Source organism: Paenibacillus sp. WLX1005 (assembly GCF_046603685.1).
Taxonomy (GTDB): domain Bacteria; phylum Bacillota; class Bacilli; order Paenibacillales; family Paenibacillaceae; genus Saccharibacillus.
Window position 1 is genome coordinate 1,366,902 of the sequence record NZ_CP176756.1, and the last position, 25,862, is coordinate 1,392,763.

19 protein-coding genes and 2 pseudogenes are annotated in these 25,862 nt (G+C 45.7%); 9 read left to right on the forward strand and 12 right to left on the reverse strand.

What is annotated here, in order from left to right:
- Positions 1-211: 211 nt before the first annotated feature.
- The 3 genes from ACE3MZ_RS05905 (at position 212) to ACE3MZ_RS05915 (ending at position 2,687) form a co-directional block, all read left to right on the forward strand.
- Positions 212-1,894 carry a methyl-accepting chemotaxis protein gene (locus ACE3MZ_RS05905; protein ID WP_411345542.1) on the forward strand — a complete coding sequence of 561 codons (1,683 nt, stop codon included), beginning with the start codon at positions 212-214 and terminating at the stop codon, positions 1,892-1,894.
- 98 nt (positions 1,895-1,992) lie between these two features.
- On the forward strand, positions 1,993-2,463 hold the full coding sequence (locus ACE3MZ_RS05910; RefSeq protein ID WP_411345543.1) for a sporulation protein: 471 nt from the start codon (positions 1,993-1,995) through the stop codon (positions 2,461-2,463).
- 59 nt (positions 2,464-2,522) lie between these two features.
- Positions 2,523-2,687: a hypothetical protein gene (locus ACE3MZ_RS05915; protein WP_411345544.1), complete on the forward strand. Its 165-nt coding sequence runs from the start codon at positions 2,523-2,525 to the stop codon at positions 2,685-2,687.
- Positions 2,688-2,872: 185 nt separating this feature from the next.
- On the opposite strand, the gene ACE3MZ_RS05920 is transcribed toward ACE3MZ_RS05915, so the two are convergent.
- The 4 genes and pseudogenes from ACE3MZ_RS05920 to ACE3MZ_RS05935 form a co-directional block, all read right to left on the reverse strand.
- Entirely contained in the window at positions 2,873-3,811 is a 939-nt protein-coding gene (locus tag ACE3MZ_RS05920; RefSeq protein WP_411345545.1) for a glycine betaine ABC transporter substrate-binding protein, read from the reverse strand.
- A gap of 208 nt (positions 3,812-4,019) precedes the next feature.
- Positions 4,020-4,826, reverse strand: a pseudogene (locus ACE3MZ_RS05925) (glycine betaine ABC transporter substrate-binding protein); the annotation flags it as partial.
- Between the two features lie 202 nt (positions 4,827-5,028).
- Positions 5,029-5,865, reverse strand: coding sequence for an ABC transporter permease (locus tag ACE3MZ_RS05930; RefSeq protein WP_411345546.1), 837 nt, complete (start codon positions 5,863-5,865; stop codon positions 5,029-5,031).
- On the reverse strand, positions 5,858-7,060 hold the full coding sequence (locus ACE3MZ_RS05935) for a quaternary amine ABC transporter ATP-binding protein (RefSeq protein WP_411345547.1): 1,203 nt from the start codon (positions 7,058-7,060) through the stop codon (positions 5,858-5,860). Before ACE3MZ_RS05935 ends, ACE3MZ_RS05930 begins: the two co-directional genes overlap by 8 nt.
- A 459-nt stretch (positions 7,061-7,519) precedes the next feature.
- Between ACE3MZ_RS05935 and ACE3MZ_RS05940 the strand changes: the two genes are divergently transcribed.
- Together ACE3MZ_RS05940 and ACE3MZ_RS05945 are read left to right on the forward strand one after the other, a co-directional pair.
- Positions 7,520-8,071 (forward strand): GbsR/MarR family transcriptional regulator, encoded by a 552-nt coding sequence (locus ACE3MZ_RS05940; protein WP_411345548.1) that lies wholly within the window; start codon positions 7,520-7,522, stop codon positions 8,069-8,071.
- A gap of 412 nt (positions 8,072-8,483) precedes the next feature.
- Entirely contained in the window at positions 8,484-11,756 is a 3,273-nt protein-coding gene (locus tag ACE3MZ_RS05945) for a S8 family serine peptidase (protein WP_411345549.1), read from the forward strand.
- Positions 11,757-11,918: 162 nt separating this feature from the next.
- On the opposite strand, the gene ACE3MZ_RS05950 is transcribed toward ACE3MZ_RS05945, so the two are convergent.
- From ACE3MZ_RS05950 to ACE3MZ_RS05960, 3 genes are all read right to left on the reverse strand, one after another.
- Entirely contained in the window at positions 11,919-12,440 is a 522-nt protein-coding gene (locus tag ACE3MZ_RS05950; protein WP_411345550.1) for a hypothetical protein, read from the reverse strand.
- Between the two features lie 182 nt (positions 12,441-12,622).
- Positions 12,623-12,946: a DUF6171 family protein gene (locus tag ACE3MZ_RS05955; RefSeq protein ID WP_411345551.1), complete on the reverse strand. Its 324-nt coding sequence runs from the start codon at positions 12,944-12,946 to the stop codon at positions 12,623-12,625.
- Positions 12,947-13,010: 64 nt separating this feature from the next.
- Entirely contained in the window at positions 13,011-14,498 is a 1,488-nt protein-coding gene (locus ACE3MZ_RS05960) for an alpha-N-arabinofuranosidase (protein ID WP_411345552.1), read from the reverse strand.
- Between the two features lie 180 nt (positions 14,499-14,678).
- Here ACE3MZ_RS05960 and ACE3MZ_RS05965 point away from each other — a divergent pair, with 180 nt between their 5' ends.
- On the forward strand, positions 14,679-15,629 hold the full coding sequence (locus ACE3MZ_RS05965) for an ArsR/SmtB family transcription factor (protein WP_411345553.1): 951 nt from the start codon (positions 14,679-14,681) through the stop codon (positions 15,627-15,629).
- Positions 15,630-15,790: 161 nt separating this feature from the next.
- On the opposite strand, the gene ACE3MZ_RS05970 is transcribed toward ACE3MZ_RS05965, so the two are convergent.
- The 5 genes and pseudogenes from ACE3MZ_RS05970 to ACE3MZ_RS05990 all read right to left on the reverse strand — a co-directional run bounded on the left by ACE3MZ_RS05970 (position 15,791) and on the right by ACE3MZ_RS05990 (position 22,281).
- On the reverse strand, positions 15,791-17,167 hold the full coding sequence (locus ACE3MZ_RS05970; RefSeq protein ID WP_411345554.1) for an arabinan endo-1,5-alpha-L-arabinosidase: 1,377 nt from the start codon (positions 17,165-17,167) through the stop codon (positions 15,791-15,793).
- Positions 17,164-18,010, reverse strand: a pseudogene (locus ACE3MZ_RS05975) (carbohydrate ABC transporter permease). Before ACE3MZ_RS05975 ends, ACE3MZ_RS05970 begins: the two are co-directional and overlap by 4 nt.
- A 70-nt stretch (positions 18,011-18,080) precedes the next feature.
- Positions 18,081-19,019: a carbohydrate ABC transporter permease gene (locus ACE3MZ_RS05980; protein WP_411345555.1), complete on the reverse strand. Its 939-nt coding sequence runs from the start codon at positions 19,017-19,019 to the stop codon at positions 18,081-18,083.
- Positions 19,020-19,266: 247 nt separating this feature from the next.
- A complete protein-coding gene (locus ACE3MZ_RS05985) occupies positions 19,267-20,634 on the reverse strand; it encodes an ABC transporter substrate-binding protein (protein WP_411345556.1) in 1,368 nt (455 codons plus the stop codon).
- A 132-nt stretch (positions 20,635-20,766) separates the two neighbouring features.
- Complete coding sequence (locus ACE3MZ_RS05990; RefSeq protein ID WP_411345557.1) at positions 20,767-22,281, reverse strand: alpha-N-arabinofuranosidase; 1,515 nt, start codon at positions 22,279-22,281, stop codon at positions 20,767-20,769.
- A gap of 733 nt (positions 22,282-23,014) precedes the next feature.
- Between ACE3MZ_RS05990 and ACE3MZ_RS05995 the strand changes: the two genes are divergently transcribed.
- The 3 genes from ACE3MZ_RS05995 to ACE3MZ_RS06005 all read left to right on the forward strand — a co-directional run bounded on the left by ACE3MZ_RS05995 (position 23,015) and on the right by ACE3MZ_RS06005 (position 25,809).
- A complete protein-coding gene (locus ACE3MZ_RS05995) occupies positions 23,015-23,500 on the forward strand; it encodes a Fur family transcriptional regulator (RefSeq protein WP_411346715.1) in 486 nt (161 codons plus the stop codon).
- A 315-nt stretch (positions 23,501-23,815) separates the two neighbouring features.
- The gene (locus ACE3MZ_RS06000) at positions 23,816-25,057 is read left to right on the forward strand and encodes an SPFH domain-containing protein (protein WP_411345558.1); all 1,242 of its coding nucleotides are present in this window, start codon (positions 23,816-23,818) and stop codon (positions 25,055-25,057) included.
- Positions 25,057-25,809 (forward strand): hypothetical protein, encoded by a 753-nt coding sequence (locus ACE3MZ_RS06005; protein WP_411345559.1) that lies wholly within the window; start codon positions 25,057-25,059, stop codon positions 25,807-25,809. The genes ACE3MZ_RS06000 and ACE3MZ_RS06005 overlap by 1 nt, the downstream gene beginning before the upstream one ends.
- Positions 25,810-25,862 lie beyond the last annotated feature (53 nt).

Consider the following 25,862-nt stretch of genomic DNA (forward strand, 5'->3'; position numbering starts at 1 on the left):
ATGGGGATATACGCAGCAAGTTATATAAACGTTTCTAAAAAATCGAAAATTGTCGTTATTTCGTCTATACCGATTGAGTGCAGTGATGTATATGCCGAAAATTTGAAAATAAACCCATATCTATTTAATACTGGTGCGAAAAACCGATATAGCTAAAGAGATGATTGGAACCTTTATACGTACACTGACCATTACCAGGGGGAGTTTATGAATGAACATTAAAATGAAGTTATACGGCGTATTTACGATTATGATTCTCATTGTACTGATTGTTGCTGGCATCAGTGGATATGCAACTCGTTATATGAATACGAGTTATGAGAATCTGCTCAACGGCAGAGTAGAGAACATTATGGGAATCAAGGATTTAAAATATATGGCTGCGGATGAGACCAAATACATGCGTGGTTATTTGCTAACTGGTCGACAAGATCAATTGGATTATTTGAATAAAGCCAAAACCGATATGGCTGCCGAATTGGTAACTTTGCGTACAGTGCTGGCAGATAGCAATCCACAGTTACTTGAGGAATTTGCCACTTTACAAACCGAATATGGAAAATTAACCGATCAGCTGATTGTGTTGAAGCAGGCAGGCGATGAAGCAGCTTACACTCAGATTGTATCGACGCAGTGTGTACCGATGGCACAGAAGCTTGCTGAAAAAGCGCAGCAGATGGAAGATTATGAGCGTCAACAGCTGGATATAGCCAAAGCTGCCAATGCCGCCGTCGTAACGCATGTACTCTGGACAATGGTTATCGCGGTCATCGTTGCGGTATTGATCGGGCTGGCGATTGCAGGGCTGGTTGTGCGTATGTTCTCCAAACCAATTAAAATGGTCGCTGACTCTGCTCGTGAAATTGCGGATGGCAATCTGACCATTCCAGACATTCATCTGAAGTCGCGCGATGAGCTGCACCAGATGGCAGAATCATTTAACCTGATGAAGAATAAACTGCGTGATTTGATGAAAGTCATTTCGATCAGCTCCGAACAAATGGCATCCGCATCCGAGCAATTGTATGCTAACGCCGAAGAAGGTATGAGTGTAGCAGAAACGACTGCCAAAATGGTCAACGAAATTTCCGACTCTGCCGAATTACAGAAAACACAGGTGAATATGAACAATGATCGTCTGGAGCAAGGCGCATCCAGTATCTCGCATATCGTCGATGCTACATCGCAGGTATCGCGTTCCTCTGAGCGTGTATTGAATGAAGTCGATCAAGGCAACCACAATGTGCAGCATACCATTTCGCAGATGAGTGTCATCGATGGAACCGTACAGGAAACTGCCAACTCCCTGTATAAATTGGCAGAGCATTCACAGGAGATTGCTGCGATTGTACAGGTCATTCGTGATATTGCTAGTCAAACAAATCTGCTGTCACTCAATGCGTCGATTGAAGCGGCGCGTGCAGGCGAGCATGGTCAGGGCTTTGCAGTCGTTGCCAGCGAAGTGAAAAAGTTGTCCGATTATTCCAGTCAGTCTGCTGGTCAGATTACGACCAAGATCGAAGATATGATTCAAAATATGGCGTATACTGTATCTAAAATGGAAGAAGGCGCCCGTCAAGTACAGAGCGGTACAGCAGCCGTCCAACAAATGGGGCAAATTTTCAACACTGTTCAGGATACGATTCGTCTGGTCACTTCACAGGTAGAAGAAGCATTCCGTTCTTCCGATGAATTGGCTAATGCGTCCAAGCACATTATGGCAGCAGAGAACAATATCGCAGGCATGTCGGAAAGCATCACATCCCGCTCGGTCAACGCTGCGAATGCATCCAATCAACAAGTAGAAATGATGCGCGAAATCTCGACAGCTGCGGATTCGCTCAGTCAGTTGTCGATCGAGTTGCAAGAGGAAGTACAGCGTTTCAAAATTTGACCTAAACGTATGTTCCCATGACATGCAATCCCGTTTATACTGATACAGTACCGTTATATAATCGTACGGTAGTTATCAAGCAGGAGGAATTGTATGTTATGTCATCGAAGAAAAAGTGGGCGCTGTTAACCGCCGTTGTTGTTGCGATTGTCATGTATCTGATTACTGGTAAGCTGGATTTATCTCATGTAACGGATCAGCTGCAATCATCATCAGGTACAACAAGCACCCGGCAGAGCGGTCAGGCGGAGTACACGCTACAGTTTCCTGCTGACCGTTACCCGAAGACCGCTGCGCATATTCGTGATGCAATCGCTGCTGGCGAATCGGCAATCTGTACGATTGATCGTTCCGGTGCAGACGCCAACCGCAAGCAATCGCTCAAAGGAACACCAACCCGCAAAGGGTATGATCGGGACGAGTGGCCGATGGCGATGTGTAGTGAAGGCGGAGCCGGTGCGGATATACGATATGTCACACCATCAGACAATCGAGGCGCCGGATCATGGATTAGTAACCAATTAGACAATTATCCAGATGGCACCCGCGTATTATTTGAGGTAAAATAATGGGAGAATGGGTAAAAACCTAGTAGTGCATATTTGCAAATGTTGAAGGAGGACGTAACGTGGAAGCGGCGATGACGGCTCTGTTGCCTTTATTTATGGAATTCAATGCACATACCCCTTATATCCTGCTGTATGCAGTGATGATTGTAGCGGCATGTATTGCATTCGGTCTGTGGATCAGAAAGCTGAACAAACATCAGGACGATTCGGATAGCGGTCTATAAAAGACATGCAATCGCAACGTCTGCCGGTGCTGTATAGCGATGCTGCACTTATGATGTATACATCAAGATGCAGCTAAACTATGGTATACCGGCGAATGAAAAAGGTGCATTTCCCCTTAGTATAGAGGGAAATGCACCTTTTTTGTATTCTATGCTTCTACAGGCATAGTCATCACTCACAAAATTTAAGAACCGGAAGAGGAAGTAGCCAGATCCTCAATCGAATCGATATTCATATAAGCAGGAACGACCAGCCCGATGCGTACGCCTTTCATATTCGGACCGAGATCATCCAATTTGGCTTTGTACTGCTTCCAGTACTCAACATGTGTCGTTGGCAGCCAGGCAGCCACGATCGCATCGGTATCGCCATTAGCCAGACCTACATACATCGGGCCAACTTCGACCTGCATCATACTCACATTGTACCCAAGTTTTTCTTTTAAAATATAGGCGATCAGATTCGTACTTACGATCTCGGAATCCCATGCCGGATAGCTTAGTTTGATCGTTTTACCGCTGACTGGTTTGATGCCATCTGTCCATTCCTTGATACGATCAGGATGGGCATCTGCCCATTGTTTCACAGCATCGGCAGGATCAGCACCATCTTGAACAGTAACCATAATCTCCTGCATTTCCTCTGGTGTCCAGAAGAAACGATCTAAAAAAGCATAGGCAGAAGGTTCATCTTGTTTGAGATTTTTGCGGGTTACGGTATGAATCTCTTCACCGCTACCAAATATGTTTTTGGGATCATCGAGATATTTTAGATCGTACTTGTTAAACATCCAGTGCGGAGTCCAACCCGTAACAACAATCGGTTGTTGGGTGTTAATTGCACGTTCTAGCGCAGCAGGCATAGCGGCAGAGGAACTGGATAACAGAGACCAATCGCTCAATCCATATTGTTCCATCGCTTTCCGTGTGGTCTGCATCTGTCCAGCAGCAGGTTCTACACCAGTAATCTGGTAGTTCAGCTGTTCACCAATTGGTTCTGAAGCTGAAGATTTGCTAGAACCGGGTAAGCTTGGAAACGGCTGGCGTTCTGGATTACAGGCAGTTAATAGGATCAACATCAATACGATACAACCAAACATCATTCTTTTTCTGTACTTCACCATGTGCGCACATCGCTCCTTTGAGTGTGTGGAATAGAATAGGTATATTTAAAACAAAAAGCAGCTTGTATCAAGCTGCTTTTTGTTTTTTATTTGTTGTTTCGTGTATTCATTCAATTAGGTGCACCTATTCATCGGAGATGGGTAAGGCACCTTAGTATCCCAATTTATTCCTTTCTTTAGGAATGAATAAAGAAAGAATGAACAGGGATTATTTTTGTTGGTCAGCCAGATCTTCGATCGAATTTACATTCATGTACGATGGAACAACTAGACCGACTTTGACACCAGTCATGCTTGGACCAAGATCATCCAATTTGGCTTTGTATTTTTCCCAGTAGTCGGCGTGAGTCAGTGGCAACCATGCTGCCAGTGTTGCATCAGCATCACCGTTGGCTACACCGGTAAACATTGGACCAGCTTCAACCTGCAATGCAGTAACTTTGTAGCCCAGTTTGTTTTCCAAAATGTATTTGGCAAGGTTGGTGCTGGCAATTTCAGAATCCCATGCTACATAACTTAGGGTCAGTGATTTGCCGCTTACTTTGCTCAAGCCTTTTGTCCATTCGTTTACTTTATCAGCATGTTTGTCTGCCCAGTCTTTGGCAGCTTGTGCTGGATCAGCGCCATCTTGAATGGCAACCATGATTTCTCCCATTTCGTCCGAAGTCCAGGAGAAATGATCCAGGAATTGATATGCTGTAGGCTCGTCCTGCTTCAGACCTTTACGAGCGATGGTATGAATTTCTTCAGCATCACCGTATGATTTTTTGGGATCTTCAAGGTATTTCAGATCATATTTGCTGAACATCCAGTGTGGAGTCCAACCAGTGATGATCACGGGCTGTTGATCACGGATTGCTTTTGCCAGTGTAGCGGTCATGGCGGCACTGGAACCTTCGACCAGTGTCCAGTCGCTCAGACCGTAGTCTTCGATTGCTTTGTGTGTAGCTTTCATAATACCAGCACCGGCATCAATACCGATGATCTGATGATTCACTTGCTCGCCTATAGGGGCAGAAGTATCAGCGGCAGCGCCACTGTTAGGAAAGCTCGGAAACGGCTGGCGGTTTGGATTGCATGCGGAAATGATCATAATGAGCACGATGCAACCTGCCAGAATCCAATTTCTATGTTTTCTCATGAGTTCATGTCGCTCCTTAATCTAAAATTGTTTATTAACGCGGAAAAATGGACAGGCAAAAGGGAAAGCGGCTGAATTAAGCCGCTTTTCTGCGTTTACCATTAAAGAAGCTTTGGGACAGACGGTCAAGTACAATCGCCAGTACGACAACAGCCAGACCGGCTTCAAACCCTTCACCAATTTTGAGCTGACCTACTGCACGATATACAACCGCACCGATACCTTGTGCACCGATCATGGACGCGATAACGACCATAGACAGCGACAGCATGATCGTTTGGTTGATCCCTGCCATAACGGATGGCAGAGCAAGTGGAAGTTGTACTTTAAACAGCTTTTGTCCGCCAGTGGAACCGAAAGCGTCAGCAGCTTCGACCAGTTCTTCGGATACTTGCGTAATACCGAGGTGAGTCAAACGAATGGTTGGTGGCAGGGCAAAGATTACCGATGCGACAACACCCGGTACCACACCAAGGCTGAAGAACGTAACGGCTGGCAGCAAATATACGAATGCAGGCATTGTCTGCATAAAGTCGAGTACAGGCGTAATGATGCGTGCAGCAATTTTACTAGATGCACACCAAATACCGAGTGGTACACCGATAACAATTGAGATCAGAGCCGATGTAACGACAAGACCGAGCGTATTCATTGTTTCTGTCCAGTAGCCAAGATTATAGATCAACAGGAAGCCCAGCGCGGAAAAGAGCGCCATTGACCATCGTCCTGCCATATAACCAAGAATAGCAACAATCGCTACGAACAGGAACGGATGCGGTAGCATGAACAACCAAGTGAAGATGTCCACCACATACGTAATAATATTGGAAATTCCGCGGAATAGGGAAGCCCAGTGGATACTGAGCCATTCCACAATTACATCAATCCAGTTTGCAATAGGAATCTTAGGCATTTAAAGCAACCTCCTCGTTCTGAACTTCTCCAGCCAGTGCACCCAGCAGTGCGCCACGTACGATTACACCTGTCAGGCGTTCTCTTTCGTCGACGACAGCAACCGGCAATTTGGCCGTACTTACCATTTCGAATAGATCGTTCAGCATGCGTTCAGGCTCTACATATGGAACGTCTTTGATCAGGATATCTTCAAGCTTCTGTTGTTGACGAACAGCAGTAGCTGCATCTTCGGCTGTAATAATACCAAGCATTTTTTTGGAGCGGTCAATGACAAACAGATTGGAAATCCCGCGTTCGCGCATCAGTTCCAGCGCAACACGAGGTCCGCGATCCAGTGTGATCGTTTCCGGTCTGCGCATAACATGTGCCGCAGTCAGTACTTTGGACAGATCGACATCTTCTACGAAGCGTTCTACATAAGAGTTCGCTGGTTGGATCATGATCTCTTCCGGTGTACCGATTTGCACGACAGCGCCGTCTTTCATCAGGGCGATGCGGTCACCGATACGGAGTGCTTCGTCCAGATCATGCGTGATGAAGATGATCGTTTTTTTCATTTTATCTTGCAGTTCCAACAGCTCGTCCTGCATATCACGACGAATCAGTGGATCGAGTGCGCTGAACGCTTCATCCATCAGCAGTACTTCAGGATCGTTGGCAAGTGCACGCGCCAGACCGACACGCTGCTGCATACCACCACTCAGTTCATCTGGCATTTTCTCGCCCCAGCCTTTGAGACCGACGAGTTCCAGTGAAGTCAGTGCTTTCTCACGACGCTGAGCTTTTGGTACTTTTTGTACTTCCAGACCGTATTCAACGTTGTCCAGTACCGTACGGTGTGGGAACAGTGCGAATTTTTGGAATACCATACTGATTGTTTTACGACGTACAGTACGCAGTTGTTCTTTGTTCATTTTGCGAAGGTCTTTGCCATTAACGAGAATCTCTCCGGAAGTTGGCTCGATTAAACGGTTGAACATACGCACGAGAGTGGACTTACCACTACCGGACAGACCCATGATTACGAAGATTTCACCTTCGTTAATCTCCATATTGACACGGTTGACACCGACGGTGGTCTGTTTTTCTTTCGCCATTTTTTCTTTGGTCCAGCCTTGCTCCAACAGTTTTGCACCCTGTTCTGCATGTGGTCCAAACAGCTTACTGACATTTTTGATTTCCAGAATAGACATTACATCGTCACCCCTTATATATAGTAGGAAAAGAATGGTCATGCATATTGCACGAGTTAGCCGAAGTTTGTGTATCACCTGCGAAGCGTCAAAACGTCCGGCAACGGATTGAAATTGGAATTTGCTTACTCGGTCACTTATTCAACAGTAATCTACTTAACCAATTTGACGCGAATGAAAACAAGAATATTTTTCATTCCAGTGATATGATTTTCACGATTTGCAACACAACGGGATTAATTGTAGCAAATCTGATTTTGCAAATCAACCGTAAAATCCGTATAATAAGTTTGTACAGAAAAAACTGTACGATGTTTACGATATAAATGCTATACTATGCTATGGAATACTCCCAAATACTCCACTTTACTTTTTTTAATAATTTTTTTAAAATGATGAATGTTCATTTCTTTCGGATTATTTCGTATAAACTGTATATATAGAATGGAGTGTGCAAGCATGAGCTTGGACCAATTAGATGAAAACCAACTGGAAACAATACAAAAGTTGCGAAAGCGAGTGATCGAGGTTATCGGTCGCAACATGGATCTGTACGGCATCTCGCATTCGACCGGTCATCTATATGGCTTGCTTTTTTTTGCTGATCGTCCGATGACATTGGATGAGATGGGAAAAGAAATGGCGATGAGCAAAACTAGCATGAGTACGGGGGTACGCAATCTGCTAGATTTGCATATGGTCAATAAAGTATGGGAAAAAGGTTCACGCAAAGATCTATATGAAGTGGAATATGATTGGTATCAGACGTTTACTGATTTTTTCGTTATCAAATGGCGGAAAGCAGTAGAGAGTAATATGTTAATTCTACGCAAATCCGTGCGGGAGATTGATCGGCTGATTACCGAGTTGGAAGAATCTACTGTGCGGGACGTATTATTAGAAGATAAAAAGAAAATGCAGGAATCAATCAAATACTATCTCTGGCTAGATCGTCTGATCGATGCGATGGAGGAAGGAACGATCTTTGATCTCGTTCCGCGTGAGGAATAAAATAGTAGAGGCGAACGGCACCACATACAAGATGGCACGATTCCAACCTCATTTTTGCTAGAGCATTTGGCGGCTGCATTAATAAACATGCAGAAAGCTGAATGCTTTTTTGTTATGTCATTGGAACGATAAGAGGGCAAAAAAAGGGCGGTTAGGCGGATTTTTTTGTGCGGATTAATAAAATATTACTTGCAGATTATAAGTAACGCAAAAAATATCTATTCATGGATAAAATATCTAGCCAGTGGTCAATTCAGATGATAATATAATGCTACGTAACAAAATCTTCCTAATATGAAGGAAACTTTGAAGAAGGAGGTCAATAAAGCTAACATAGCAATAATCTGGAATATTGCAGGGGTATGCTGCACAGACAACATCTTATTACACTACACGAAATGAGGGACGTAATTTGACGAAATTCCATGTTTTACGCAGGCTGTCCACAGTTTCGATGGCAGCGCTGCTTGCTGCCGGAACGATCTGGACGCCGGGAGCTGCACATGCTGCAACGTTAGGAACTGCCGAATCGCCATACATACTGGAGCAGAAGACACTGCCTGACCATCTGATTGGTCTTAACAGCAGTAGCCAAGAACATGTCATCTCTCCGAATATCAATACCGGCAGCAAAGCGAATATTCGCGTTATTGTTCAGCTGACTACACAGCCAGCTGCTGTTGGTGAATATGCGTCCCAGCTTGGATTACAGTCGCTTGCCGCTGAATCTACAGAAAGTACGGTCAACAATCAGCAGACGGATCTCGTGAGCCGTGCAGTAGCCAAAGGAATCAATCTGCACGTCAATTATCGTTACAACACGGTACTGAATGGGATGGAGATCACAATTCCAGCCAATCAGATTCCACAATTGGCGGAGCTGGATGGAGTCAAATCCATTTATGAGAACAGCACGTATTACACGATTCCTGTACAGGACCCTCCATCGCTGACGGCAACGCAAGCTACATATGATGCTTCCCCGTTGTCCCTGATCGGTGCGCAGACCGCATGGGCAAAAGGCTTGACGGGTAAAGGTGTCAAAGTCGGTGTTATTGATACTGGTGTCGATTATTACCACCCCGATCTGAAAGACGCTTACAAAGGCGGTTATGATTCCGTAGACAAGGACAAAGATCCGTATGAAGATCGTCCATTGTCGGTAGAAGAAGATCCGTACGGTACTGGCTTCTCCGGCACATCGCACGGTACACACGTATCTGGTACCATTGTCGGTCGTGCTGCCAATACAACCAGTGATATCGTACAAAAAGGGGTGGCGTACGGAGCAGACCTGTATGCTTACCGCGTATTGTCCCGTAACCCACAAACCAATCGTGCGTCCGGTTCTTCCGCACAGGTAATTGATGGTATCGAGCATGCAGTCAAAGACGGCATGGACGTAATCAACTTGTCACTCGGTTCCGATTCCGAGAAAAATGTAAATTCTCCGGATTCCGTAGCGATCAACAATGCTGTATTGAGCGGTGTAACTGCGGTAGTAGCGAACGGTAACGCAGCGACAGCTGGATATTACTACTACTCGATGGGTTCACCAGCGAGTGCACAGCTCGCCATCTCGGTTGGTGCATCGTCTACTCCGTATTCTCTCTATACAGCTAGCGTAACAGCTTCTGTATATGGCAGCACGAAGGCAGCGGCGGCTTCCGAAGCTTCCAGCGTGAACTATCTGGATGGCAACGGTCCAACCGTTAGCCAAAATGTGTACGATGATGCACAGAGTTATGGTCTGAACGTGATGGGCTGGCAAGTAGCCAAAGAAGACTTTGCTTCCATTCTGGGTACGAAAGCACTGGATGGCGTATATGTCGGTCTGGGTGCAGAAGCAGACTATGATGGCAAAGATGTAAAAGATAAAGTAGTACTCGTATCGCGTGGTAACTTGCCATTCGTCGAAAAAATGGCAAATGCACACAAACATGGTGCCAAAGCGATCATCATTTTCAACGGTAATGCCAAAGCAAGCAATGCCACTGAAGCTGATCTGTCGGAAAGCATCTCCGGTCGTGATGGTCATATCGGTTCCACTGCCTTTATCGGCGAAGGTTTCGACTATGTGCCAACATTCGATCTGGCTGGTAAAGAAGGACGCGCACTGGCACGCAAAGCGCTGAGCAGCAACAATGGCGAAGTTTCCTTTGCTTTTGGCAGCAGCTATCCGAAAACAGAAGTACCGGGCGACTACATGGCAGACTTTAGTTCCCGTGGTCCGAACCAGGATGGATTGCTCGGTATCAAGCCAGATGTATCTGCACCAGGTGTCGGTATCCGCTCCTCAATCCCGGCTTATGGCAAATACATCAAAGATGCTTCGTACGCACAAGCGTATGAGCGTGAAAACGGAACAAGTATGGCGTCTCCGCACGTAGCTGGTATGGCTGTGTTGCTGAAGCAAGAACATCCAAACTGGACACCATTTGATATTCGTGCGGCACTTGCCAACACGGCGGATAATCTGTCCGATCCAAGTGGTACACAGTATGATGTATATTCTCAAGGTGCAGGTCGCGCCAATGTAGGCTCTGCCGTTTATACACCAGCAGTATTGCAAACGGTCGAAGATATCACAATTCTGGACAAAAACTGGAATAAAACAAAAGTAACGAACTACAATCCATCCGCAGCCTTTGGCGTATTGACAGCTGGTGGCGATGCGGTAGATAAAACACTGCAATTGAAAAATACGTCCGGTTCGTCCGTTACGTACAAAGCGAGCGTGAAGCTGCATGCGAATGTTACTTCCGATCCGTACGCACCAACAGCTACGCCGGATGTAAGTAAACTCACCGCTTCCCTCAAAGGGGTAAATGCTGACGGTTCTGTAACAGCGAGCGCAGGCAATGCATCACAATTCTCATTGTCGGTACAAGCAGCATCTACCGCAGCAGAAGGAGCATACGAAGGTGAAGTTGTACTGACAGCTGCCGGTTATCCGACACTGCATCTGCCATTCGTCGCTCATGTTGGCAAAAACGATCCAGATAGCGGACTTGGTTTGCAAGAAGTAACTGTTAGCCAGCCGAAGATTACGCTGAACGGCAAACAGGATTCTACGAATGTAGGTTTCCGCTTGCTGACTAGTGATACAAACGTATTGGAACTGTATGCATACAATCTGGAAGACGAATATGTAGGAACTCTGGCACAAGCGGTACAAACGCCAACGGAACAAGGGTATCCAGTATTCGCACCAGGGCATTACCAGTTCAGCAATGTAGATAACGTCTATATCGGTCAGGACGATACAGGTAAGCCTGTTTACAAAGTACTGGGCAAAGGCGTGTACAAACTGGAACTCGTTGCGTACAACATCGACTCCAGCGGCAATGTTAAACAAAGCACACTCAAACGCGCCTATGCTTCTTACCGCGTAGACGGTACAGAAAAAGACCGCATCAATACAGCTGCCAGAGCGTTTAACTACATTCTGGATGGCAACAATGTATTGGGTCAACCAGTACTGAACCTGCCGCAAGACGGTCGCGTAGAGTACAAAATCTTGTCTAGCAGTGACGTGAAATACGTAGATAACAATGGTACGCTGATCAAATATCCGTATACCGATTACCGTATTGCTCGTCTGCAAATTCAACTCACTTCCGTTGCCGACCCGACTGTGAAAAGAACGGTGAACGCACTGGTGAAAATCAACAAACCCAAATGATCATACGTACAATAACTGAAATGAACTAAAAAGACCCTTCAGGATGTCAGGCAGCTGCTATATAGCAGCTTGCCTATGCCTGAAGGGTCTTTTATTTCTCCGTATTCGAAGAGGACATATTCCATACAATCAAAGTTGTCTTTTGCATGGTGAAGCCTATCTTTATTTTACGCCGAGTTGAGTATACAACAGCGTTTGCTGATGTACAGCTTCGGAGTATTTATCATGCTCTGGCTGTTGCAAAATGAACGTCAGATCGTCGTGGAAATCTTGCACCATATATCCTTCCGGCAGATCTTCAAACAAGCTGTGAAAATCAACTTCCGGTAGTTGCTGAGTACCTTCCGCTGCTCGTTGCAACCAGTCGATCCAATCGGTCAGCGATAATACACCAGTCATATATAGATCTTCCTGCAAGCTGATAGCATCCTGCAAGCGCTCGTAATCTTCCGCTGCCTGATGCAATGCAAAGGCTTGGATCACGACGGTATACAGCGCATCTGCGGCTTCGGCAATTTCACCGTGTAACGGTTGCTCTAGCTGCTCGTGGAAATCTTCCAGCTTCAACTGACCGCCTTCATCGTACAACAAGGGTACGACTGAGCATTGATGTACAATATCGATCAGTGTATCTTCCTGCAATGTATGTTCCTTGTACAATTGTTCCAATTGATGTGCTGACATGAATACCCTCCATAATATCGGCAGACCTGTTACAGCTTGCCGGGCGCGTAATTGATGAGTGTTGTTAACATAGTGCTGTTATGCAATCATAACTCGTAACGATTATACACTACACGGTTGCAGGATGCTCACCCTATTGGAGAATATACATATCTATCAATCGTGATTGATCATTCTGGTGATTATACCCACTGTGCACCATAGGGCGACGGACAACGACTAGCTACTAGCCGCGTGCGAATATGCACCAGACAACCACAATGTTTGCAGGTGGTACCGAATTGCAGGGAAGGGCAAGACATACAGGTGTTAAAACGTTCCTGTTGTAGAGCAGGATTTGCTAGTTCATGTTCCTGCTTGCCTTGCATAGCGATGGCTACCAACTGCTCAATTTTTTCCTGAGACAGCTGGGGGCTGCGGTTACAGCCTTTACAGCCAGCATCCACAGGCGGTGAAGAAGGATGACGAAATGGATCATGATGAGAGGGAGCAGGTTGTGAGTTCAATGCTTGCTAGACCTCCTCTGAATAGCAGAATAGGTTAAAATGAACCCCATCTTACAAGATAACATCAAGCTTGCGACAGAGTGATCGCAGCGACCGAAGCCGCCGGTAGCTCAAAGCTCAGTATACCTTCTGCCGACAACGTTACTTCAAGCGATTGCGGAGCAACACGATCCGGTTGGTCAAACGTATTGTGTGCATCCAGTGCATCACCAGCAATCACTTGTGCTGTAGCAGTGTAGGAGCCAGCGCCATCCAGTTGGCATTGAAATGCTTCTGATTCGTTATGGCTCAGGTTGCAGACGGTGATATGAATATGACCGTGCGTATCACGCGAAGCAGCCGCACTGATTTTGGGAATGGATTGTGCGCCGAATTCGTATGATGGGCTATCGAATTGCAGATCCAGTCGTTCGCTATCCTGATGCACCTGATACAGATTGAATACATGATACGTTGGCGTGAGTAGCATACGATCGCCTTCGGTTAGCACCATGGATTGCAGCACATTAACCATTTGAGCGATATTTGCCATTTTGATACGGTCAGCGTATTTGTAAAATAAATGGAGATTGACGCCAGCAATCAGTGCATCACGGATCGTATTTTGCTGATATAGGAATCCCGGATTGGTGCCTGGCTCCACATCCGTCCAGATCCCCCACTCGTCGATGATAAGACCGACCTTTTTATCTGGATCGTATTTGTCCATAATTTTGGAATGTTTGATGATTAATTCTTCCATGAATAACGTGTTTTTCAGCGTACGGAACCATTCGGTTTCGTTGAAGCCAGTGGAAGGGCCTTTGACTGGGAAAAATTCGCCACTTGGCAATGTATAATAGTGCAGACTTAGCCCGTTCATATGCTGAGCCGCTTCACGCATCAGCACTTCAGTCCATTTGTAATCGTCGACGTTGGGACCGCAGGCGATTTTATAAATTTGGTTGTCGCCATAGTTCCGTACATAGGTGGAATAATGACGATACAGATCAGCGTAATATTCCGGGCGCATATTGCCGCCGCAGCCCCAGTTTTCGTTGCCGACGCCAAAGTAGGTGATCTTCCATGGTTCATCGCGACCGTTACGGCGGCGCCAATCTGCCATCGGGGACGTACCGTCCTGCGTCATATATTCAACCCATTGCTGCATTTCGTGCACAGTACCGCTGCCTACGTTGCCGCTAATGTATGGCTCTGTATCCAGCAGTTCACACAGTCGCAGGAATTCATGCGTACCGAAATGGTTATTTTCCTCAACACCGCCCCAATGGCTGTTTACCATGCGTGCGCGTTCTTCCAGTGGACCTACGCCATCTTTCCAATGATATTCATCCGCAAAACAACCGCCCGGCCAACGTAGCACCGGAATATGTAAATTTTGAAGCGCTTCCAAAACGTCGTTGCGAATACCGTCCGTATTTGGAATAGGAGAGTCTTTGCCAACCCATAGTCCTTCATAAATACAGCGTCCTAGATGTTCAGCGAATTGACCGTGGATATGACGACTGATGATGACATTTGTTTCGTTTGTGTTCACATTCATATTAACCATTGGAATAATCCTCCTTTAGTAGATAAAGCGTTGATTAGACAGGGATGGAAAGGAACAGAACGGTAGTTGAATATAAGATTTGAGAATTTCGAGCAGAAACGTTTGTATTTTTATTAACATAAGGATATAGTGATAAGATAAATATAAATGTTACACACTTGCCAACGGAGGAGCTTGAGTATGAATCTGGACATTTCAGAAAAATCATTGCCTGTGTATGAAGCCCTAGCCAGCAGTGTACGCCACAAAATCATTCAACTGCTTGCCGAACGTCCAATGAATATCCGCGAATTGGCGGAAGCGGTAGGATTAACGAGCGCCATCGTATCCATGCACGTCAAAAAGCTGGAAAAAGCGGCAATCATTTCAACCAATATGCAGCCTGGCAAAGGCGGCGTGCAAAAAGTGTGTATGCTACAGGTAGAAGAAGCGAATATTATTTTCCCTAACAAGGTCGAGCATTTGCGTCAATATCATGAAAGCGAAATCTCGATCGGGCATTATACCGATCTTCAAGTGGAACCAACGTGCGGACTGGCTTCAACCGACAATTTTATCGGTCAGGTAGACGATACGCGTTACTTCTTTGATGCGGAACGGTTTCAGGCAAAAATTCTCTGGTTCAGCGAAGGATTTATTGAGTATAAAATCCCGAATTTCCTATTATCGACCGAGAATCCGCTGGAGCTACTTATTTCACTGGAAATCGCTTCGGAAGCGCCGCTTACCGATAATCGGTTTCCGTCGGATATCACCTTCTATCTGAATGAAGTCAAGCTGGGTACATGGACCAGTCCCGGCGATTATGGAGACAAGCGCGGGAAATACAATCCGCCATGGTGGCCGGATATCGTCAACCAGTACGGTCTGCTCAAGCATCTACAAGTGACCCGTGAAGGGACTTATATGGATGGCATCAAGATCTCCGAGGTCAATCTGGATCAAGTGAATGTGCGTGATCGCCAGTGGAGTCTGAAGATCGCCGTTGAGACGACTTCGGAGCATGTAGGTGGATTGACGTTGTTTGGACGCGGCTTTGGTAACTATAATCAGGATATTGTATTCCGACTGTATTACGACAAAATCGTGCGTCAATCGCTGCAACAAGCCGAAGAACAACCTCAACCATAACCATCATAGCACAACCGCAAGCAACATAAATACTATCATAATCGGCATATTCGGTGGCGCTTACATTCTATCATGTATACACCAGTACAGAGTGCAATCAGTAGCCGATAAGATAAGGCAAGAGGGGCGAACGAATGACGTTCAGCCCCTTTTGTGCATATCTATTTGGTATTGTATTGTTGCTTTGCCCAGACCGCATATCCGTTATCGTCATATCCGGTGCCTGTAATGGTCGTACATTCTCGTTCCCAATCCCAAGAGGGCAATAGCTTCAATATTGTATGTCCGATCGGTACAAAGCCTGCTTGCCCGTCTTGAGCAGCTGCCTGTGCACTGTTCCATTCCAATACCAGTGTACGTGCATTGTCGAGAATCCATGTACCGTATCGCTCGCCAGCAGAGACGGTTCCATCACCGTTCAGAGTAAAAGGAACAGCTTGTGCCAGATCCGATTGTTGTGGGTCAAAGGTAATCCATTCCCAATGACCAATCAAGGCTGTTGCATCAAAATCCTGTTCCTGCTCGCCAGTATATCGCTCTGGGGAAACGACAGGCCAACCGTCTTCTGTCCATAACATCTTGCGGATATGCAGATACGGCCAGCTTTTGTCCTGTTCACCGCGTGCATGATGCACAATGTAATAATCATCTCCATCGCACAGCACGGAGTTATGCCCCGGTGCAATCCAGCCTTCGCCTTCGCTAAAACGATAGCCGCCAACGATTTTGCGTCCAATATCGTGCTGCGGACGATAATCCAGATCACTCATCACTCGCCCATGCTGATCGATATAAGGCCCGTCAATATTGTCAGCCCGTGCCACGCGTACATTGTAATCCTTGAACAACGAGTCATACGATACAAACAAATAATACTGCTTAAACTCTGGATGATACACAATATACGGCCCTTCAACCGCACCATCCACCGTTTGTTTGTCACGTCGTGCCAGCAGCGTACCGAATCCCTCTACAGACGGCTTACCCGTCTGTTCATCCAGCGGCAAAATATGAATGCCGCCGAAGAAGGAGCCGTATACCATCCATTGCTGACCATCAGCATCACGCAACACTTGAGCGTCGATCGCATTGGGACCATCGCCTGGCTCCGTACGAATGACAGAACCACGGTCGATCCACGGACCTTCCGGTGAATCACTTTCCATCAATCCGATCATAGAGCGAGTACTGCCAAACGTAGAAGCCGAGTAATACATCCGATACAGATCGCCGACCTGCACGACATCTGGCGCCCATAGATTGACAGATTGTGCCCATTCAGCGGCGATTTCTGGAATACCAGGCAGCGCATAACCAACCCATTCCCAGTGAATCAGATCCTGAGAGCGACGTACCATCACGCCCGGTGTTAATTCACCGCCAACTCGCACATCGGTCGAATAAATATAATATCCGTCTTTTGTTTTTAAAATGCCCGGATCATGGGCGTTGTTAATATTCCAACGGGATTCATCATCCAGAATCGATTGATCATACAGCTTGTATGATGGTGGAGCAGAAGGAAACAAAATACTCATCCTTTCACTCCAGAAATCGCAACCGATTCGATAATTTGACGCTGGAAGATCAGGAAGATGATCAGAATCGGCAGCAACGATACAACAGATGCCGCCATGATCAGCGGATAGTCACTTTGAATCGCATAGCTGGCGTTAAAGTTAGCGATAACGAGCTGCAAGGTTTGAATTTCTGGCGAGTTCAAATACAGAATCGGCGGCAAATAATCATCATCCAGAGATTCCCATAAACCAGAGGATCAATTGGGCAGCAATCGCTGGTTTGATCAGCGGCACGATAATGCGTGCATAGATACCGAAGTAAGACGTACCGTCGATTTTGGCGGCTTCAATGATCGCATTGGGAATGCTGTACAAATATTGACGCAGGAAGAAGATCATGATGATATTTCCGAACAATCCCGGTACGATCAGCGGCAGCAGCGTATCTACCCATGTCCATTGCGAGAACATAATAAACTGCGAGATCATAACTGCTGGATACGGAATCATCATCGCGGACAGCAGCATCAGGAAGATATGATTTTTGTAAGGAAAACGCAGTTTGGCAAACGAGAACGCCGCCAAACTGGATGTCAGCGTACCGACCACGGTCACACTGACAGCAACGATCAGACTGTTGATAATCCCGTTCATCAGTGGTCCAGCTGTCCAGATTTCCGCATATTTAACGAAATTGAATGTTTCCGGGATCCACTGTGGCGGTAGGGCGAAGACAGCTTCGCGATCCTTGAGCGAGGTGGAGATCATCCACAGCAGCGGCAAAATCATAAAGACGGCACCGAGGCATAACGCGATAAAGATGATAACATTGGTTATTTTATGCTGTTTGCTGTATACCATGTGTACACACTCCTTCTCAATCCATGCTTGTGTTGTTTATGCCAGTAGCCTTGTATCTATACACTTCCAATCAATCCACATCAAAGGAAGAGCTTTCGTTCATTTTGAACTGTACCAGCGTAACGATGAAAATAAATAGTCCGAGTACAACCGCCATTGCGGAAGCGTAGCCCATTTGCAGATTTTCAAATGCTTTTTGCCAGATATAGAATACGACCGTTGCGGAGGAGTATTCTGGTCCACCGGTTGGTGTCATGATGTTGATTTCAGTAAAGATTTGCGATCCGCCGATGATGTTAGTCACGACGAGGAAGAACGTAACCGGACGTACCATAGGCCAGGTGATATGACGGAACATACTGAATCCGCTAGCACCATCCAGTTCGGCAGCTTCATAGTACGAACGCGATACACTTTGCAGTGCTGCCAAATACAGCAGCATGGAGTAACCAAGACCTTTCCAGATTGTCATCAGGATAATCGCTGGTTTTACGGTCGATGTGTTGGCAAGCCAGTTAGGGCCTTTGATGCCGAACAGCTCAAGGAATTGATTGACCAGACCGTAGTCACCGTTGTAAGCCCATTGCCACAGGATGGAGATAGCAGCGAGTGAAGAGATAACTGGTACATAATAAATCACGCGGAAAGCCGTTGTCCCCGGAATTTTGCGATTTAAACCAAGTGCAAGCAGCAGAGAGAGCAGCAGCCCGATCGGAATTCCGATCATCAGGAAAAATGTATTGTACATGGATGTATAGAAGAAGTTGTCGGTAAACAATACTTTATAGTTGTCCAGACCGATAAAGTTCATTTGACCCAATCCGTTCCAGTCGGTAAACGAACCATAAATCGAATACAGTGCCGGATACAGCGTGAACAGCAAGAAACCAATGACAGGCGGGAGGATAAACAGATAGCCGTAAATTTTTTCTTTGCGGTATAGACTAGAGCCTTTTTTCATCACACGAGTTTTGCTGCCTTCCTGAAACAGATCAGAAGTCGCTTTCATCAATTTCACCTCTACTATTCTGAAATATTATTTCCTCATGAGTCACCGTAGCGGAATACAAATGAGGTTAGCTTTCCGCCTTGCTCTAAGTATGTTGTCATAACCTGTTTTGCCGAAAACTAACGTCATGTGCACTCCTTGCACAACATAGTTGCGGATGATGTGTCACTTCAAATGACGGAAAGGAAAAGACGGTCATGCCTGCATGATGGAAGCTGCGCACGCACGGCATGACCGATGGAAATTATTACTTGCTTGCTTTTGCCTTAGCTTCTTTGGCTTTGGTTTCTGCGGCAACTGCTTGATCCAGCAATGCCTGCATTTTTGGTTGTTCTTGTTTCACGTAATCGGCAGCAGTTACTTTGCCGTCCAGTACAGGTTGCAGGTCGGTGAAGAACAGGTCATACCATTCTGCGTTGTACGTGTACTGTCCTGGCAGTGGTCTGCCGTACTCGTTGACGATTTGCAGGTATTCTTCTTTGTTTGCAGGCGGTTCGGATGTGTTGGATGCCCATTCTTTTGCCATGTCTTGCAAGTTCGGAATTTGTACGCCTGAATCGACGAGTGATTTTTGTCCTTCTGGTGAAGCGGACAGGTACGTTACCAATTTGGCAGCCAGCTCAGGCTTGGTCGTTTTGTTAGAAACGCCGATACCGAGACTTCCCACCCATGAAGCGGTTTTGCCAGTGGAACCGGCAGGGAATGGAATAATGTCATAGTCGAATTTCAATTCACGTTTGAATGTGCTCAGATCCCAAGGTGCTACCGGGAAGAAAGCCAGCTCGCCTCTCATCCAACGTTGGTACGTATCGAGTGTTTGGGCTTGTTCAATCGCTGGTGTAATTTTGTATTTGTTTTGCATATCAGCGAAGAATTGCAATGCTTCAACGAATTTTGGATCGTCGATTGTTACCTTCGTATGTGTGTTATCCAACCAGTCTGCACCGTTGCTCCATACGAATGGTTGCAATGTCCATTGTGCGTTCAGACCAGTACCGAATTGATCGAGTTTGCCGTCACCATCAGTATCCTTAGTCAGCTGTTGGTTGACTTTGATAAACTGATCCCATGTATACGGTTTGTCTTTGTCAGGTATAGGGATTCCCGCAGCTTCGAACATTGTTTTGTTGTAGCCGAGTGCGAAGGGACCCAGATCTTTTGGCAGACCATAGATTGCGCCTTTGCCGACTTCAGTGCCATCATAACGGTACATGTTTACGCCGTCTGGCCACATGTTAGCAAGATCCACATTGTCTTTGTTCTCGATATACTGTGTAATATCAAGCAGAATATTGTTGTTCACATATGCTTTCAGGTCAGCTGGATTGTAGAAAAATACGTCCGGAATGCTGCTGTTACCTGTGATCGCAGCTTGCAGCTTGGCAGCGTACTGATCGGGGTTTGTTTGAATAACTTTTACGCTTACACCAGGGTTATCCTTTTTGAATTGCTCAACGACAGCGGTATACGCTTTTTGCTCATCTGGTCCGCCGCGGAACATAAAGGTAAGCTGATTCGGATCGGAGCTTCCTCTGGTGCCGCCACAACCAGCTAGTGCTAGTGAGAACAGCAGCAGTGAGGCCAGAATGATAAAAGCACTTTTTTTGCGAAACATAAAACGACCTCCTCATAATTGGTGAATCATTCCGTACGATAGATCATTCATTGCAATAGGATAAATCAATCTAAATAAGCAAGATCAGGAAAAAAAGATAATGATAACGCATACATAACTGATCTGAAAGGATTAGGCTTTACGCAAACGAATCACATTCCACGATGCTTTTGGCAGACGGGCTGTCAGGATACCATCGTCCAATGTAGATTGACCACGGTTATGCGGTTTGACTTTTTCTTCATCAGCCGTATTGACCGCTTTCAGATCATCATTTTCTAGTACGAGATATTCTTCGACCGTATAGCCTTCAAAGGAACGTACATCAATCGTGACATCAAGCGCATCGGTCAGATGACGATTGACAGCAAAGATCGTCAGATAATCGTTCTCTTCATCATGCACAACCGCGCTGTCTAAGTAAGGCACATCCGTATAATCCTTGGCATCGTATGCCGGAGAATTGATTACAGGTTTGAGCGATACACCGCGTCCATAAACGGAAGCATGCATATAAGGATAGAAAATCGTCTGTCTCCACGAACGTCCGCCAGTTTCGGTCATAATCGGTGCGATGACGTTGACCAGCTGGGCGAGACATGCCATTTTGACACGATCCGCACGACGGAGGAAAGTAAGCAGCATACTGCCAACCAACAGCGCATCTTCAAAGTTATAAATGTCTTCCAGCTGCGGTGGTGCAATGCTCCAAGGGTCCATTTTGCTATCCGCTTCGTTGGAGTGATACCAGACATTCCATTCATCAAAGCTCAGATACATCGTTTTTTTGCTGCGCTTTTTCGCTTTGATATAGTCGCAGGTCGAGATAACAGTGTGGATGAAATGATCCATATCGACCGAGCGTGCCAAATAGTTGGCAGGATCATTATCTTGATTGCCATAATATTGGTGCAAGGAGATGTAATCGACTTCATCATACGTGTAATCCAGTGTAGTCGCTTCCCATTGTGGGAATGTTGCCATACCGGTGTTGGAACTGCCGCAGGCGACAAGTTCGATAGAAGAATCAACTTGGCGCATCGCTTTGGCTGTTTCCAGTGCGAGTTTGCCGTAATCTTCTGCGTTTTTATGTCCGATTTGCCAAGGACCGTCCATTTCATTGCCCAGACACCATGTTTTGATGTTATGCGGATCGGAGTAACCGTGCTGCTTGCGCAGATCGCTGTAATATGTACCGCCGGGATGATTGCAATATTCGAGCAGGTTGCGAGCTGCATCAATACCGCGTGTTCCGAGATTGACTGCCATCATAACGTCAGAGCCGATCTCTTTTGCCCATCTGGCAAATTCATTCGTTCCGACTTCATTTGGTTCTATCGTTCTCCATGCGAGTTCCATACGTTTCGGACGCGATTCCACCGGTCCGACGCCATCCTCCCATTTGTAACCGGATACAAAATTGCCACCCGGATAACGAATGATCGGCACCTGAAGCTCGCGGATCATTTGTTTTACATCGTCACGGTAGCCATGCTCGTCTGCCTGCGGATGAGAAGGATCATAAATGCCCCCATATACAGCGCGACCGAGATGTTCAATAAACGAGCCATAAATCCGTTTGTCTACTTCGGCAATGCGAAAAGATTTGTCAATAATCATGTTGGCTTTGATACTGGATTGCGACATGTCGTTCATCCTTTCATTTAACCTCATGCAATAATGGATGACTGAAGATCAAGGCTTGTTAGGGATATACAGTTTTTACATTCCGAATGTATCACACAATCATTTATCAGTCAATAATAATATTAATTATTAACATTTATATTAACTAAAAGTGAAATGTAAAGGATAGCATGTTAGATGCCGGGAAGAGGAGAGTAATTGGGAGTTTTTTGAAGGGACGACCATTGTATGGAAGGATGAATTAAACATAGCCGGAATTGCTTGTAACGTCTGTACGATAATATGGAAGAAGAATGAATAGTGTAAATCACGATTTGTAAAGTGAATTCCTTGCATCTGTATTAAAAAAATGACGTCTTAAAAACGAAACTTTTGCAGGAGAACGATTATTTTTCTTCTTTATAAGAGAAATCATATGGCAACGTTCCATATGCCTATTTACAAACAGATGATACTTTGGGTATTATAGACTTATAATTATTCTAAGTATAAATCTGATCATGAACACTTAGAATAAACACAGCCTTACGCCCTGTGCGTGAATATACAGATGCCCATCTTCATTTATAGTATAATTGTCAGACATGACCGATACGTCAGAACGGTAGTGTACTTGCCGGTACAATGACCTATCGTAAATAGAAACAATGAAATGACGAATATGGTGAATACACAATCAATCATTGGACGGACTGTGCAAAATAAACCGGAAGGTGTGAATAACATGATGATGCTGACGGAACAGATCGACCGGATTAAGGAACGTTTGAAATCCAAAGGTTATAAACTGACGCCACAGCGCGAGACGACAATCCGGGTATTACTGGAACACCAAAAAGACCATTTGAGCGCAGAAGAAGTCTTTTTACTCGTAAAGGAGAGATTCCCGGAGATCGGTATGGCCACCGTCTACCGGGTACTCGATTTGCTTAATGAACTGCAAATCGTACAGAAGGTCAATTTTGGAGATGGTGCCGCTCGTTTCGATCTGCGTGCAGCCAATAGCCCTCATTTACACCATCATCTGATCTGCACACGCTGCGGCAATGTGGAAGAGATTATGGATGACTGGCTGCTGGCGCTGGAAAAACGGGTAGAGCGTGAATACGGCTTTACCGTTACCGATCACCGGCTTGATTTTCAAGGTGTATGCTCTGCTTGCCAAGCAAAAGAACGCGAAAAAAATAAAGGCGGTAAAAACTGCCAAGCAGTATCCTGAAAGTAAAGGTAGGAGCGTCGATTATATTGGCGCGACTTCCATAGGTACGTCATCAAAGAGCCTGTACAGGCTCTTTTTTGCTGTGGTGGTTACAATTTTCAGTTATATAGCCGACATATAGATGAAAAGACTATTTTTGACATGATAGATGATAGATCAATCATAAAATCAATTCTGCTCAAATCAAAGCATGACATACTAGCAAATATTGAGAAGATCGATATGGTAATGAAAGTAACGAATCATTGCAACGGCAAGCAATCCTTATACGTACAAGCAGTATAAAGTTACATATATAGAAAAGGGGAAGTAGATATGGCTCTTGTTGAAGTTGTGAAGTACGATGGTACACCCGATGTATATGCATGGAAATATCCGAATGACGAACTGAACACATGGACGCAATTGATCGTCAACGAATCGCAGGAGGCGATCCTGTTCAAGGGCGGACAAGCATTTGATACATTTCAGGCAGGACGGCATACGCTGAGTACGATGAATATTCCACTATTGAACAAAGTTGTTAATTTGCCATTTGGTGGAGAATCGCCGTTCGCAGCAGAAGTGTGGTATATCAACAAAGTGAGCAATCTGGATCTGAAATGGGGCACCAATGCACCGATCCAATTGCAAGACCCTAAGTATAAAATCATTATTCCAGTGCGTGCCTTTGGTCAGATGGGCATTATGATTGAGGATTCGCGCAAGTTTCTTATCAAGCTGGTCGGTACATTGTCCCGATTCGATCTGTCGGATATTTCTCGCTATTTCCGCGGCGTCTTGTTAATGAATATGAATGAATGTATTTCCTCTTATTTGGTCCATCGGCAGATTAGTATACTGGATATTAACGCGTATATTAGCGAAATCTCCGCATTTGTCAAAGATCGCATGGCGCCGGTATTTGCTGAATATGGCATTCGTATTCTGAATGTATTTGTCGATTCGGTCAATACACCGGATGATGATCCTTCAGTAAAACGGCTGCAAGAAGCGCTGGCACGCAAGGCAGAAATGGATATTATCGGTTACACCTATCAGCAGGAACGCAGCTTTGACACGTTAGAAGGCGCAGCCAAAAACGAAGGTAGTCTACAATCTGGCGTCATGGGTGCCGGGTTGGGCTTAGGTATGGGCTTTGGCATGGGTGGTCCGCTCGGTCAGACGATGGGGCAGGTCAGCCGGGTGATGGATGTGAATCGTAATGATGTATCCGGTGGTGCACCAGCTGCTAAGACACAGCCATGTAACAATTGTGGTCAGCCGCTAATTGCTGGCTCCAAATTTTGTCATCATTGCGGCGATGCCTATTTGGCTTGCGAACATTGCGGTGCGGATAATCCAGAAGGTGCAGTGAATTGTCATAGCTGTGGCAAAGGTCTATCTCATCCATGTGGTCAATGTGGTGCTTCACTGAAAGCAGATGCGAAATTTTGCCATGAGTGCGGTGCACCTACTTCCATGACATGTAGCAACTGTGGACAACCGATGCAGCCCGGTCAGAAATTCTGTATGGAATGCGGACATCAGGCGCCACAACAGGGAGGACAAGCCTGATGAGTCGAAACAAAGGAATCACCGTAATTGTATCGTTGTATGCACTGACATTAGTGGTCACTATTGTCGGCTTCGCGCTGCTTAGTCATATACTGATCGTAGACAGTGTATTTTGGATTTCGCTGACTGCGCTGTTACTGGCGGAGACGCTATTCTGGTCGCTGGCTGCTTGGGGATCGCTGCGCGGTGAGCAATTCGCATCGACCGTACCTGCTTTCATGGCCCAAATCGTTGTAGCTGGTATATATGCAGTACTGGTCATTGCTTACATGCTCATATTGTGGTTGCTGTTCCATGTATCAGCTTCCTTTTATGGTTGGTTGCAACTGGCAACGTTTGTAGTAGTAGCAGGAGTGATTGCGTTAATCAGCTGGTTTATGCAGTCGGAGCGCCATGTCGATGAGCAGGATCGCATGCAGCGAATGGGCATTGCCGATATTCGTCAAGGTCTGGGTGAAGCTAGTTTGCATATCCAGAATTGGCAGGAACCGTACCGCGCCGAAGTCCGTCGTCTGCTGTCGGAGCTTGAAGATAGTGTTCGTTTCAGTGATCCAGTTACCCATCCCGAAGTATGGAAAGAAGAGGAACGACTGACCGATGAAGTGCATCAGCTGCGGGATCAGATGATGCAAATGCCGAATGGAGATGAGCAGCAGGTGAATGTTCAATTGGATCAATTGCGTCAGCATTTTCAGTTAGCACATGAGATACTTCGTCAACGCAATGCTCGACTGGCAGTTGCCAAATCGTAAATTCTGGCGAATCCTATAGAACATATATCATGTAGAAATATAGAATTTTACAA